This is a genomic window from uncultured Desulfovibrio sp. (assembly GCF_944324525.1).
Lineage (GTDB): Bacteria > Desulfobacterota > Desulfovibrionia > Desulfovibrionales > Desulfovibrionaceae > Desulfovibrio.
Window position 1 is genome coordinate 1 of record NZ_CALUWS010000063.1, and the last position, 11,786, is coordinate 11,786.

The following is an 11,786-nucleotide window of genomic DNA, read 5'->3' on the forward strand; positions in this document are numbered from 1 at the left end:
CTGTGCCCATACATTCCTTTCGGCAATCCATATTGCTGCCATTGTCATTTTTTACCTTTAATGAGTCCTGACCCTAACGGACACGGCCCTCCGGGCCGCCTTTCGGTCGCCGCCGGCGCGGGAGGGCCCAGCCTTTTCGCAGCGAAGCGAGAAAAGGCGTTCTTGTCATCCTTCCCCCCAAGCCCCCCATCCCTTCCCCCGTGCGCTTTTACCAGGGAAAGACAGGGGTACGAGGCAAGCCCGCCCCAAAAGGCAAGCGGAGCGCGTTCAGTTTGTTTGCCTTATATGCTAAATTATTTGCAAAACTTGTTGTATTAACAGGCCCTGAAGCGAAATACCTCGTCAGTGAGATAAGTGTTTATTTTACAACTGGCTATGAAAATAATCCTATCTGGACGTATTGCCTGATAACGGGCCCTGAGCCTAGAAACCGAATCCCTGGCCGTCGGCGGGCCTGCTGCCAAAGCCGAATTCGTCTTCGACGGGAGCGGGAGCGGCCTCCTGAGCGGCAGGCGCCGTGCGTGCGGCCTGCTGCAGATGCTCTATCTGACGGCGAAGTTGGGCAAGTTCATCCTCAGCCGCGCGCAGACTGCTGCGAACCTGCCGAACTTCCGCCTGGGCCGCTTCGAGCTTGCGCTGTTCCAGCAGCAGTTCGGCGGCCGCCGGTTCCAGTTCTTCCAGCCGTACGGCCTGTCGGGCCGTCTGTCCGGCAAGGGCCTGCTCGTTGCGGAGGCGTTCTTCCCAGAGGTCGGCGTGCGTATGGGCCAGTTGGCGCAATGCCCCCTGGAGCGGCATGAGGGATACGGCGTCTGCCGAAAGCAGGCGACGGGCGATGGACAGGAGAGTCCGCTGTCCGGCGGCATCATCCGCCGCGGTCGCCCAGTCCAGCTGGGACAGCTCCGGGCGGAGGCAGACCAGCCAGGCCACGGCGGCGGGGCGCAGGCAGTCCAGGGTGGCATCGCTCAGATCATGGCGCTGCAGAAGGAAGCGGAGCAGATCCCGCAGGGAGGGCGACAGCGGAGCGGCAGGGGCGGAAGCGGCGGTGCAGAGCGCCAGCACGTCTTCCAGGGGCACGATGAGACGTTCGATGGGAGGGCAGGCCATATCAGGCGTCCTTTGCGTCGGAAGAGGCGGAAAAGGTGTGCGGACGGCAGCGTCCGTAACGGCGTACATGGAACAGGGCAAACGTGCGGTAGACCAGATGCGCCAGCGGCGACCAGGGCAGCCCGGCAAACAGCGCCCAGACCAGCGCCAGATGCAGGGTATAGACCGCATATGCCGCCGGCATGCCGGCCAGACGCAGCCACTGCGCGGCCAGCCCGCTGAGGGTGATGCCGAAGAACAGGAGCAGCATGCGCCTGCCCTGCGGCAGGAGGCGGCGATGGCGCTGCTCCGCATGGCGGCGACGCCACAGATGCCAGAGGCCCAGCAGCAGGGTGAAGGCGGCCAGATTGGCGACCAGCTTTATCGGATTGAGCTGGGGAAGAGGCGTGGCGAAGGCCCAGCTCCAGCCCAGCAGTCCGGCCCAGTGGCCCACGGCCACATAGCCGCTGACCGCCGCCAGGACGAGCAGGGAGGCCGTCAGTAGGATATGGCCCCGGCGCTGGTGGTGGTCCGCATCAGGCGGCGTCCGCAGGGCGTCGTCGGTCGTTTTTTCCTCTGCCGGGATCGTCTCCGGGACCACTTCGGCGAGGCGGCAGCGGGCAAAATCCTGCCCGGAAAGGCCGTCCCGCAGGACCGCCCAGAGGTCGGACAGGGCGGATGTCCGCGGGCCCAGGCGCAGCAGCTTGCCGGCCGGGGCATAGGCCTGCCGCTGGCGGTACGCGCCACGGCCCAGGATCAGCAGGACGCCCAGCGCCGTGAGCAGAAAGACCGCGTCGATGAGGCCCACGGGATAGAGGGCGGCAAAGAGGATCCCGGACGCATCCGGCGTGGTGCGGACGACAGGGAACCATGTCCCGGTCTGGAGGAAGCGTATCAGCCAGATCAGGACCCAGCCGGCCAGTCCCAGCAGCGGCAGCCCCCAGGCCTCCAGCCAGGCAGGCCGCCCGGCGGACGGCAACCCGCCGGACAGACGCCGGCAGGCCGCGGCACGCAGCGCGGCCATGACCGCGGCGGGATCGGCCCCGCGCGGGCAGAGCTGCGAACAGTGGCCGCAGTCGCGGCAGAGCCAGATGTCCGGATCCCGGTGCAGGCGGTCCTGTTCGCCCCAGGCCAGCCAGAGCATTTCCTTGCGCGGCCACGGCGAGACGCTGGCGGCATGGGGGCAGACGACGCCGCACATGCCGCACTGCAGGCAGGCAAGCGCCTTGTCGCCGGCGTCTTGCAGCAGGCGGGCGGCGTCGGAGGAGCAGTGGTCGGGGGAGGGAGCTTCAGCGGCAACGGGCATGAGGTTTCCTTGCATGTTTAGGGCGGCTGCGGCAGGGCGGGAGGCGCGTCCGGCCCTCAGGCCCGGACAAAGGGATTGGGCCCCAGCGCCGCCAGACATTCCAGAAAGTGATCGATGCGGTCAGGCAGGACGGCGGCCTCATCGCGGGCGGTGGGTTCCAGTCGCACACGGCGGGCATCGAGTCCCCGTTCCCGAAGACTTTCCGCCAGATTATGCAGCCGCTGGCGGCAGAGCGCCGAACCGGCGCCGAAGTGGCATTGCGCATCCTCGCCGTCGGCGCAGCCCAGCAGCAGAACGCCGTCATACTGGCTGGTCAGGGCGTCCACCAGCCATTGCATGTTGACTGATCCCAGACAGCGGACCCCCATGATGCGTACGGCCGGATGCGCGCCCCAGCGGGCTTGCGCGGCCTGCAGGGCCGGCAGGGCATCGTTTTCGCAGGCCAGCACCAGGGCCAGCGGCCGGGGACAGGCCTCGACGCGCGGCAGGGAGATGGCCTCCATCATGTCGCGACCCATGCGCATGTCATGGCCGGCCAGCGAGATGACGCGCTCGGGGCAGGCCCCGAAGCAGGTGCCGCAGCGGCGGCAGCGGGCCGGGTAATGCCGTGGCAGGCCGTCGGCATCCACTTCCAGCGCGCCGAAGGGGCATTCTTCCACACAGCGGTTGCAGCGCGTGCAGCGGGCAAGCTCGAACTGCGGACAAGCGCCGTCCCCGCTGCGGGGATGCGGCGCAAGACCCTGCGCCGCCGCGCGCATGTCCCGCAGCAGCGCCAGCACGGCGCCCTGGGCGTCCTCCGCGCAGCTGGCCAGGGTCTGGGGCTCGCGGGCGCAGCCGGCGGCGGCAATGCCCGTACGGCGCGTCTCATAGGGGAAACAGATGAAATTGGAGGCCGCGTAACCGTCAAAACGGCTGCATTCGGGCAGGATGGCCGCCCGGCTGCCTTCCTGGACCGGCAAAGGGATGCCGTCCCCGGCGGGAGGCATGCTCTCCGGCAGGACGAGCAGATCCGCCGTCACTTCCCGGATGCCGTCCCGTCCGCCCAGGCCCGCCTGCCGGAAACGCAGGCGGATGCCCGCGGCATCCGCGGCGATGTCCAGCGCTTCGCCACGCGCGAGACGCAGCGCCGGATGCGCCTGTGCCTTGCGGTAGTAGCGTTCCAGGATGCCGGGGAGCGTCATCTGTCGGAAGAGCAGGGTACTCGCCGGACGCTGCGCCGGAAAGCGTTCCGCCACGGCGCGCGCCAGACGGAGCATGCCGAGGCTGTTGACGGCATGCGAGGCGCGGAGCTGGCGCAGACGGCGCTGCAGGAGCGGCAGCTCTTCCTCCGTCGCCCGGTCGAGGGCCTGACGCTCCAAGGCCTCCGTATCCGTAAGAAAAACGATGTGCGCGGCCGGGATCCGCCCCTCCTGGAAGCGCCGGGCAAAGTCCCCCGCCGTCAGTATATTCGGGCAGTCTTCCAGCCCCGGCAGGACGGACAGATCCGACGGCTGCCAGCCGGTCGCCAGCAGCACGCTCCCGCAGGCGTGGCGGCTGCCGTCGCTCAGCGTCGCCTGGAAGTCGCCGGGCTGTCCGGTCAGAGCGGCAAGCTCCACACCGCGGATGACGTCTATGGACGGATCGTTTTCCACGGCCTGTATGCGCTCCTCAAGGCGCAAGGGGATCTCTTCATCCCAGGGAGCGGCGCAGGGGAGTTCCCGCGGCAGGAAGCGCGCCGCCCCGCCCAGCGTATCGCTTTTTTCGACCAGCAGGACGGACAGGCCGCAACCGGCGGCGGCCTGGGCCGCGGCAAGGCCAGTCCAGCCGCCGCCGAGGATCAGCAGGCGGAAGCTGGACGACGGCAGGGGCTGGAGTGTCACAGGCTGCTGTGCCAGCAGGCGGGCCACGGCCATGTGCAAGGCGTCCTCGCGGGCGTGGCGGGCGGCCTCCAGCGTCTGGTCGGGCGTGGGCGCCGCCGACTCCGGTCCGGCGGACGGCGCGTAAAGGACGCTGCGCCGCAGATGCGCCGCATGCTGCCGTTCAAGCGCGGGGCCTGACGGCAAAGGGGGCAGCGTACAGCTGTGCAGAGGAAGGCGCGTGCCGTCGGGCGCAAGCCACTGGGGAAGAGCGTATTCCGCCGGCAGAGAAAGCGTCCGCGTATCGCTGACCAGCAGCAGGGCATCCAGGCCATGCCGCTGATGATGCGCCGCCATATCGTCGGCCGTCGGAAGGCTGTCCAGCGAAAAGACGACCGCGCGTCCGCCCCAGCGCGAGGTCAGGCCGGCGGTCAGCGCCTCGCCATCCGGACAGGCGAGCAAAAAGATCCCTGGACGCTCAGGCATGGTCCCTCCCTTCGCGTGCTGTGCGCTCCGTTTCGGACGCGCCGGCCCGGGAGGCGGCATCCATCCGCTGGTGCAGGTAGCCCAGTGCCCGGGTGACGGCAGCCGCGCCCGAGCGCACGCTGTCGGCGACATTCATGGGCCTGACGGCGCAACCCGCCGCAAAAAGGCCGCTTTCTTCCCGTTCCATGACGAAACCCTGCCGGTCCAGAAGCAGCGGCAGCGGAAGGGACTCGGCCTGCGGCAGGAGCGGACCTTGCCAGCCCTCGGGCAGATTGGGCCGGGCAGCGGCGGCCGGCGGCATGTCGTGCGGGGAAAGACTGGGGCGCATGCCCGTCGCCCAGACGACCAGGTCGTATGCATGCGCCAGATGTTCGCCGGTCTGGGTGTTTTCCGCCGGCAGACGCATGCCCCGCCCGTCAGGAACGGCCCGGAACGGCCGGGCGGGAAGGAAACGCAGGCGTCCCGCCTGCTCATATCCGCTCAGAGCCTCCCGCAGGGCAAACAGTCGTCCGGGAGTCCGCAGGTCCATATAGTAGACGTCGATATGCAGATCCGGGAGCCGCTCCAGCAGCAGCCGGCAATGCTTGAGCGTGGCGGAACAGCAGACGGCGGAGCAGTGCGACATGTGATTGACGTCGCGCGAGCCCGCACACTGGATGAATGCCATGCGTCGCGGCGGCGTGCCCGTATCGGGTCGCACAGGGATGCCGCCGGACGGCCCGTCGGGGGAAAGCAGATGCTCGAGCTGCATATTGGACAGGCAGAGAGGGTGCACGGCGCCGCGCTCCGCCAGCGCGGCCAGCGGAAAAGGTCGCCAGCCGGTGGCGATGATGACGGCATCACAGCGGAGCGTGGAAAGAGCGGACGATACGGCCGCATCAGCAGGGTCGCATGCCTGCAACGTCAGCGTGTGACGCCCCTCCGCATGGGCATACCCCACAAGGCGTGTGGCAAGATGCAGCGTGAGGCGCGATTGACGGCGCAGCCTGGCCGTCAGCAGCTCAAGCCCGCAGGAGGGGGGGCAGAGTTTGGGGAAATAGCTGGCCAGAGAGCGGACACGCCCGCCAAGCTGAGGGGAGATCTCGATGAGATGCGTGGAGATCCCGCACTCGGCGGCCTCGACAGCAGCCGTCAATCCGCAAATGCCGCCCCCAAGAACGGCGAGCGTGGCTGACGGGGAAAAAAGATGAGCGATATCTTTCATAGGCAGAAGTGAGGGCACCTTACTCAATGGGGGGGCGTTTGGCAAGGCGCGGGAAAGGGCGGAAAGCTCGGCATCCTTGACAGATGGTGCGTAAAAAGGGAGCTTCGGACAAAAAGGAGGTGCCCTATGGGCTACTTTGCCGCGCGACAGGCGCAAACGACGCTGCCATGTCCGAAGTGCGGGCAGGCGCTGCTGGTGGAGCGGAGTTGCCGGGAGGCGCACATGCTCTGCCAGCACTGCCGGCAACGCTTCGATATCAAGCCGTTCATAGCCAGGGCGGACGAAGCGCTGGAACGATTCCTGGAGGGACTGTATTTGGACAGAATTTAAAAAATCAGTAAAATCGATATGATGAAAATAAAAAAAATAAAAAAAGCAAAAAAAGCGAAAAAAAGACTTGCCAAGCGGGTCGGATTCGCCTAAAAGCATCGTTGCTGCGAGTGTGTCGCCGAAAGCGCCGCCGCAGCCCACTGCACATCTGCTGATGCAAGATGACTGTGGAGGGGTTCCCGAGTGGCCAAAGGGAACAGACTGTAAATCTGTCGTCGTAAGACTTCGGTGGTTCAAATCCACCCCCCTCCACCACATTGCTTTGTGGCTGTATTGGAAAACTGCCTTGACTGTAGGAGACAGGTGACTGTCGGGAACTACGGTGCAGCGGTTGGGAGCTCAAGCCGAGAGGACTCGGAAGGCCAACCGTCAAACGAGCATCGCCGGTATGCGGGAATAGCTCAACGGCTAGAGCATCAGCCTTCCAAGCTGAGGGTTGCGGGTTCGAATCCCGTTTCCCGCTCCATTCCTGCGTTTCCCAACAGTTGTTTTTCCCGTCAAGCACGTTCCCTGGCAAACAGGGATTATGCGGGTGTCCCGTGAACGCGGGATGCTCTGGTATCAAATACTTAAACGCAAAAAAATTCTCCAGGGAGACGCACAATGGGCAAGGAAAAATACGAACGCACAAAGCCCCATGTGAACATCGGCACCATCGGTCACATCGACCACGGCAAGACCACCCTGACCGCCGCCATCACCAAGATCGCCGGTCTGAAGGGCGAAGGCAAGTTCATCTCCTACGACGAAATCGACAAGGCTCCTGAAGAAAAGGAACGCGGTATCACCATCGCCACCGCCCACGTCGAATACGAAACCGACAAGCGCCACTATGCGCACGTGGACTGCCCCGGTCACGCCGACTACATCAAGAACATGATCACCGGCGCTGCCCAGATGGACGGCGGTATCCTCGTGGTGGCCGCCACTGACGGTCCCATGCCCCAGACCCGTGAACACATCCTGCTTGCCCGTCAGGTGGGCGTGCCGCAGCTGGTGGTCTTCCTCAACAAGTGCGACCTCGTCGACGACGAAGAACTGCTTGAACTGGTGGAACTGGAAGTGCGCGAACTGCTCTCTTCCTACGACTTCCCCGGCGACGACGTGCCGGTGATCCGTGGTTCCGCTCTGAAGGCTCTGGAATGCGACGATCCCAATGCGCCTGAAGCCAAGTGCATCATCGACCTGCTGCAGGCCTGCGACGACTTCATTCCTGAACCGCAGCGCGACATCGACAAGCCCTTCCTCATGCCCATCGAAGACGTGTTCTCCATCTCCGGCCGCGGTACCGTGGTGACCGGTCGTGTGGAACGCGGCATCATCAAGGTCGGCGACGAAGTGGAAATCGTGGGCATCAAGGACACCGCCAAGACCACCTGCACCGGCGTGGAAATGTTCCGCAAGCTGCTTGACCAGGGTCAGGCCGGCGACAACATCGGCGCTCTGCTGCGTGGCACCAAGCGTGACGAAGTGGAACGCGGTCAGGTTCTTGCCGCTCCCAAGTCCATCACGCCCCACAAGAAGTTCAAGGCTGAAGTGTACGTGCTGTCCAAGGACGAAGGTGGCCGTCATACCCCCTTCTTCTCCGGCTACCGTCCTCAGTTCTACTTCCGCACCACCGACATCACCGGCGTGATCAACCTGCCTGAAGGCGTGGAAATGGTCATGCCCGGCGATAACAGCCAGTTCATCGTGGAACTGATCGCCCCCATCGCCATGGAAGCCGGTCTGCGCTTCGCCATCCGTGAAGGTGGCCGCACCGTGGGTTCCGGCGTGGTGACCGAAATCATCGAGTAGTGCCATGAGAGTGAACATCATTCTGGCCTGCACCGAGTGCAAACGCCGTAACTACAGCACCGTGAAGAACAAGCGTAATACCACGGGCCGTCTGGAAGTGAAGAAGTATTGTCCTTGGGACAAGAAACATACGGTGCACCGGGAAACCAGGTAACAATTCTTCCGCCGGGGGGATAATCCCCCCGGACGGTACGCAGGGCAGTAGCTCTAACGGCTAGAGCGGCGGTCTCCAAAACCGCAAGTTGGGGGTTCGAATCCCTCCTGCCCTGCCATTTCTATATCTTTGGGTAGGCATCATGGCAAAGAAAGCGGCACAACCTTCCGAGACCAAGGCGGAAAGCGCAGGCAACCCGGTAGCCCGTTTCACGAAATATGTGGAAGACTCCCGCGCTGAACTGCGCAAGGTCACTTGGCCGTCCGCCAAGGACACCCGCAAGGCAACGCTCATGGTCCTGATTATCGTGGCGCTCATGGCGGTCGTGCTCGGGGTTGTGGATCTGGTACTCTCCAATCTTATTACCTATATCCTGGCCTGAGGCTTCCCATGAATGAAGTTGTCATCGACGAGAATTCCGAGCTGAGCAAGAAATCTCGCTGGTATATCGTGCACACCTACTCCGGTTTCGAGCAGCGCGTGCAGAAGACCATCAACGAGATGATCCGCACCGGTCAGGATGAGGGCCTCATTCAGGAAGTTATCGTTCCGACCGAAAAGGTGATGGAACTTGGCAAGGGCGGGGAAAAGCGTACCACAACCCGCAAGTTTTATCCTGGGTACATCATGGTCAAGATGATCATGACGGATCTTTCTTGGCATCTGGTGCAATCCATCCCCAAAGTTACAGGCTTCGTGGGCGGGAAAAACCGTCCGACTCCCATGCGCGACAGTGAGGCCGAGCGCATTCTCTCCCTCATGGAGAGCCGTCAGGAAACGCCGCGACCCAAGTTCAACTTTGATCGCGGCGATGATGTGCGCGTTATCGACGGGCCCTTCGGCGGCTTCAACGGCGTTGTGGAAGACGTCAACTACGACAAGGGCAAGCTGCGCGTTTCCGTTTCGATCTTCGGCCGTCAGACGCCGGTGGAACTGGATTTCGTGCAGGTTTCCAAGGGCTAGCAAAGATCCGGATGCCTCACCCTGTATCCGGAGACAAAAGGACAACAGAACATGGCCAAAAAAGAAGTCGCCAAAATCAAGTTGCAGATTCCTGCCGGTGCTGCCAATCCTTCCCCGCCGGTCGGTCCTGCGCTTGGTCAGCACGGTCTGAACATCATGGGCTTCTGCAAGGAGTTCAATGCTCGTACCCAGGACCAGAAGGGCATGATCATCCCCGTGGTGATCACGGTGTACGCTGACCGCTCCTTCACCTTCATCACCAAGACGCCCCCGGCCTCCGTGCTGATCATGAAAGCCGCCAAGATCGAAAAGGGTTCCGGCGAACCCAACCGCAAAAAGGTCGGCAGCCTCAGCATGGCGCAGATCGAAGAGATCGCCAAGCTGAAACTGCCGGATCTCAACGCCGTCGATCTGGAAGCCGCCGTCAAGTCCATCATGGGCACGGCGCGCAGCATGGGCATTGACGTCAAGTAGGGAAGTTTGTTTCCCGGGGCGATGCGCTCGCCCGCGTTTGCATCAATTGTACTGCCGAACTCACGCAAGATGAGCTTTCGGCAGGAGATAAGACGATAAGGATACTATCATGCCCAAGCATGGAAAGAATTTTCGTAAGGCGCTGGAAGGGGTGAACCTGCAGGAGCGCTTCAGCATCGAAGACGCCGTGAGCAAGTCGCTTGCCGCTTCCTTTGCCAAGTTTGATGAAACGGTCGACGTGGCCATCCGGCTGGGCGTCGATCCCAAATATTCCGACCAAATGGTGCGCGGCGCCGTCACCCTGCCTCACGGTCTGGGCAAGACGGTTCGCGTCGCCGTGTTCTGTAAGGGTGAAAAGCAGGCCGAAGCGAAGAACGCCGGTGCGGACATCGTGGGTGCCGAAGACCTCGTGGCCAAGGTCAAGGAAGGCTGGCTCGAATTCGACGCCGCCGTGGCCACCCCCGACGTGATGGCTCTTGTGGGCCAGATCGGCCGTCAGCTTGGCCCCCGCGGCCTCATGCCCAACGCCAAGACGGGCTCCGTTACTTTCGATGTGGCCAAGGCCGTCAATGAACTCAAGGCTGGCCGCGTCGACTTCAAGGTCGACAAGGCCGGCGTGCTGCACGCTCCCTTGGGCAAGGTCTCCTTTGGTAGCGAGAAGATTCTTGGCAACCTCAAGGCCCTGCTCGAAACGGTCAATCGTCTGAAGCCCTCCGGCGCCAAGGGCACCTACATGCTCTCCATGGCGGTCTCCACCACCATGGGCCCCGGCTTCAAGATCGACATGACCCAGGTCAAGAAATTTCTCGAAGGCTAGTCCTTCGGAAGCTGCCGGATCATCCCGGCAGCTGTCGGCTAAGGCAAGGGATTTCGAGTCGAAGACGACAGGGAGAGTTCTCTTTAATCATCCTGTCCAGACTATCTTTGGCTCGGCATTCCACACGGCAACCCCAACGTGAGGAGTATCACGTGGATAGGTCTCAAAAAGCAGCAGTCATTGAAGCGATCAAAGGCAGAGCCGACAACGCTTCTTTCGCTGTGCTGACCGACTTCAAGGGTATGACGGTGGAAGAGCTGACGAGCCTCAGGGACAGCCTGCGCAAGGCTGGCGGCGAATACTACGTCGTCAAAAATACCCTGGCTCGGATTGCGTTCACCGGTGGGCCGCATGACGTGGTGAAGGACAAGTTCCATGAAAACTGCGCCATTGCCCTTGGATTCGATGACCCGGTGGCGGTGGCCAAAGCGTTGAGTGAATTCGCCAAGAAGAGCAAGCTCTTCTCCATGCGCGCTGCCAGCCTTGAGGGCAAGGAAATGACTCCTGCCCAGGTTGAAGCGCTGGCGACGCTCCCGTCCAAGGAACAGCTGCTTGGTCAGGTCCTTGGTACCATGAACGCGGTGCCCACCAACTTTGTGTCTCTGTTCGCCAACATCATTCGCGGCATGCTGTATGCTCTCAAGGCCATTGAAGAGCAGAAGGCCAAGGCTGCCTAGGGCAAACAGTCTGAACTTCAACAAATTGCCAAAGATTTCAGGAGAATACCATGTCTGACGTGACCAAAGAACAAGTTGTCGAGTTTATCTCCAACATGACCGTTCTGGAACTCTCCGAGTTCATCAAGGAATTGGAAGAGAAGTTCGGCGTTTCCGCCGCCGCCCCCGCCGCCGCCATGGTGATGGCTGCTCCCGCCGCTGGTGGCGCCGCTGAAGCCGCTGAAGAAAAGACCGAATTCGACGTCATCCTGAAGGACGCCGGCGCCAACAAGATCGGCGTCATCAAGGTGGTTCGCGCCCTTACCAGCCTCGGCCTCAAGGAAGCCAAGGAAAAGGTGGACGGCTGCCCCTCCACCCTCAAGGAAGGCGTGTCCAAGGAAGAAGCCGAAGAAGCCAAGAAGCAGCTCACCGAAGCCGGCGCTACTGTCGAAATCAAGTAGTTGCTTCCGCAGTTCGCTGCTGTTCAAGGGTGGGGTTTATCCCCGCCCTTTTTTATTTTTTATTTTCGGAGTATATGCAATCAGTATATTCTGCCGATGTAACTAAGAGGAACACAGCATGCCGGGAAAATGCGGCATGTGTTTTTTACCCAGCGCGCCGTAAAGCCTCGCCCTTCAGGGCGGGGATATAAGGCGCACCTTAACTGGAATTTTTGCCTTT

Annotated in this window: 13 protein-coding genes and 3 tRNA genes; 12 read left to right on the forward strand and 4 right to left on the reverse strand. The window is 62.6% G+C overall.

Annotation, left to right across the window (positions count from 1 at the left end; translation table 11 throughout):
• Positions 1–423 precede the first annotated feature (423 nt).
• The 4 genes from Q0K12_RS11465 to Q0K12_RS11480 are packed head-to-tail and all read right to left on the reverse strand — an operon-like array spanning position 424 to position 5,914.
• Positions 424–1,104, reverse strand: a complete 681-nt coding sequence (locus Q0K12_RS11465; RefSeq protein WP_297263087.1) for a hypothetical protein — start codon at positions 1,102–1,104, stop codon at positions 424–426.
• A 1-nt stretch (position 1,105) separates the two neighbouring features.
• A complete protein-coding gene (locus tag Q0K12_RS11470; protein ID WP_297263089.1) occupies positions 1,106–2,389 on the reverse strand; it encodes a 4Fe-4S dicluster domain-containing protein in 1,284 nt (427 codons plus the stop codon).
• Positions 2,390–2,445: 56 nt separating this feature from the next.
• The gene (locus tag Q0K12_RS11475; protein ID WP_297263091.1) at positions 2,446–4,710 is read right to left on the reverse strand and encodes a hydrogenase iron-sulfur subunit; all 2,265 of its coding nucleotides are present in this window, start codon (positions 4,708–4,710) and stop codon (positions 2,446–2,448) included.
• Positions 4,703–5,914 (reverse strand): NAD(P)-binding protein, encoded by a 1,212-nt coding sequence (locus tag Q0K12_RS11480; protein ID WP_297263092.1) that lies wholly within the window; start codon positions 5,912–5,914, stop codon positions 4,703–4,705. The genes Q0K12_RS11475 and Q0K12_RS11480 overlap by 8 nt, the downstream gene beginning before the upstream one ends.
• Before the next feature lie 126 nt (positions 5,915–6,040).
• On the opposite strand from Q0K12_RS11480, the gene Q0K12_RS11485 reads away from it, so the two are divergent.
• The 12 genes from Q0K12_RS11485 (at position 6,041) to rplL (ending at position 11,566) form a co-directional block, all read left to right on the forward strand.
• On the forward strand, positions 6,041–6,244 hold the full coding sequence (locus Q0K12_RS11485) for a dual CXXC motif small (seleno)protein (RefSeq protein ID WP_297263094.1): 204 nt from the start codon (positions 6,041–6,043) through the stop codon (positions 6,242–6,244).
• A 169-nt stretch (positions 6,245–6,413) separates the two neighbouring features.
• Positions 6,414–6,499, forward strand: a tRNA-Tyr gene (locus Q0K12_RS11490).
• A 135-nt stretch (positions 6,500–6,634) separates the two neighbouring features.
• Positions 6,635–6,710 (forward strand) — tRNA-Gly (locus Q0K12_RS11495).
• A 137-nt stretch (positions 6,711–6,847) separates the two neighbouring features.
• On the forward strand, positions 6,848–8,041 hold the full coding sequence (gene tuf, locus Q0K12_RS11500; RefSeq protein ID WP_296304487.1) for an elongation factor Tu: 1,194 nt from the start codon (positions 6,848–6,850) through the stop codon (positions 8,039–8,041).
• Positions 8,042–8,045: 4 nt separating this feature from the next.
• On the forward strand, positions 8,046–8,195 hold the full coding sequence (gene rpmG / locus Q0K12_RS11505) for a 50S ribosomal protein L33 (RefSeq protein ID WP_296304486.1): 150 nt from the start codon (positions 8,046–8,048) through the stop codon (positions 8,193–8,195).
• A gap of 41 nt (positions 8,196–8,236) precedes the next feature.
• Positions 8,237–8,313 (forward strand) — tRNA-Trp (locus tag Q0K12_RS11510).
• Between the two features lie 24 nt (positions 8,314–8,337).
• Positions 8,338–8,577 carry a preprotein translocase subunit SecE gene (gene secE / locus Q0K12_RS11515; protein ID WP_297263096.1) on the forward strand — a complete coding sequence of 80 codons (240 nt, stop codon included), beginning with the start codon at positions 8,338–8,340 and terminating at the stop codon, positions 8,575–8,577.
• An 8-nt stretch (positions 8,578–8,585) separates the two neighbouring features.
• Positions 8,586–9,158 carry a transcription termination/antitermination protein NusG gene (gene nusG, locus Q0K12_RS11520; protein WP_297263098.1) on the forward strand — a complete coding sequence of 191 codons (573 nt, stop codon included), beginning with the start codon at positions 8,586–8,588 and terminating at the stop codon, positions 9,156–9,158.
• Positions 9,159–9,209: 51 nt separating this feature from the next.
• Positions 9,210–9,632, forward strand: a complete 423-nt coding sequence (rplK, locus tag Q0K12_RS11525) for a 50S ribosomal protein L11 (protein ID WP_296304483.1) — start codon at positions 9,210–9,212, stop codon at positions 9,630–9,632.
• Positions 9,633–9,741: 109 nt separating this feature from the next.
• On the forward strand, positions 9,742–10,449 hold the full coding sequence (gene rplA, locus Q0K12_RS11530) for a 50S ribosomal protein L1 (RefSeq protein WP_296304482.1): 708 nt from the start codon (positions 9,742–9,744) through the stop codon (positions 10,447–10,449).
• 152 nt (positions 10,450–10,601) lie between these two features.
• A complete protein-coding gene (gene rplJ, locus Q0K12_RS11535) occupies positions 10,602–11,126 on the forward strand; it encodes a 50S ribosomal protein L10 (protein WP_297263101.1) in 525 nt (174 codons plus the stop codon).
• A 50-nt stretch (positions 11,127–11,176) separates the two neighbouring features.
• A complete protein-coding gene (gene rplL, locus Q0K12_RS11540) occupies positions 11,177–11,566 on the forward strand; it encodes a 50S ribosomal protein L7/L12 (RefSeq protein WP_297227635.1) in 390 nt (129 codons plus the stop codon).
• The last annotated feature ends 220 nt before the right edge of the window (positions 11,567–11,786 follow it).

What these genes read in the sequence shown, in the direction of transcription:
- rplA (WP_296304482.1), top strand. Translation starts at nt 9,742, where the DNA reads ATGCCCAAGCATGGAAAGAATTTTCGTAAGGCGCTGGAAGGGGTGAAC.
- Q0K12_RS11470 (WP_297263089.1), bottom strand. Translation starts at nt 2,389, where the DNA reads ATGCCCGTTGCCGCTGAAGCTCCCTCCCCCGACCACTGCTCCTCCGAC.
- rpmG (WP_296304486.1), top strand. Translation starts at nt 8,046, where the DNA reads ATGAGAGTGAACATCATTCTGGCCTGCACCGAGTGCAAACGCCGTAAC.
- tuf (WP_296304487.1), top strand. Translation starts at nt 6,848, where the DNA reads ATGGGCAAGGAAAAATACGAACGCACAAAGCCCCATGTGAACATCGGC.
- Q0K12_RS11485 (WP_297263094.1), top strand. Translation starts at nt 6,041, where the DNA reads ATGGGCTACTTTGCCGCGCGACAGGCGCAAACGACGCTGCCATGTCCG.
- rplL (WP_297227635.1), top strand. Translation starts at nt 11,177, where the DNA reads ATGTCTGACGTGACCAAAGAACAAGTTGTCGAGTTTATCTCCAACATG.
- rplK (WP_296304483.1), top strand. Translation starts at nt 9,210, where the DNA reads ATGGCCAAAAAAGAAGTCGCCAAAATCAAGTTGCAGATTCCTGCCGGT.
- secE (WP_297263096.1), top strand. Translation starts at nt 8,338, where the DNA reads ATGGCAAAGAAAGCGGCACAACCTTCCGAGACCAAGGCGGAAAGCGCA.
- Q0K12_RS11475 (WP_297263091.1), bottom strand. Translation starts at nt 4,710, where the DNA reads ATGCCTGAGCGTCCAGGGATCTTTTTGCTCGCCTGTCCGGATGGCGAG.
- nusG (WP_297263098.1), top strand. Translation starts at nt 8,586, where the DNA reads ATGAATGAAGTTGTCATCGACGAGAATTCCGAGCTGAGCAAGAAATCT.
- Q0K12_RS11465 (WP_297263087.1), bottom strand. Translation starts at nt 1,104, where the DNA reads ATGGCCTGCCCTCCCATCGAACGTCTCATCGTGCCCCTGGAAGACGTG.
- Q0K12_RS11480 (WP_297263092.1), bottom strand. Translation starts at nt 5,914, where the DNA reads ATGAAAGATATCGCTCATCTTTTTTCCCCGTCAGCCACGCTCGCCGTT.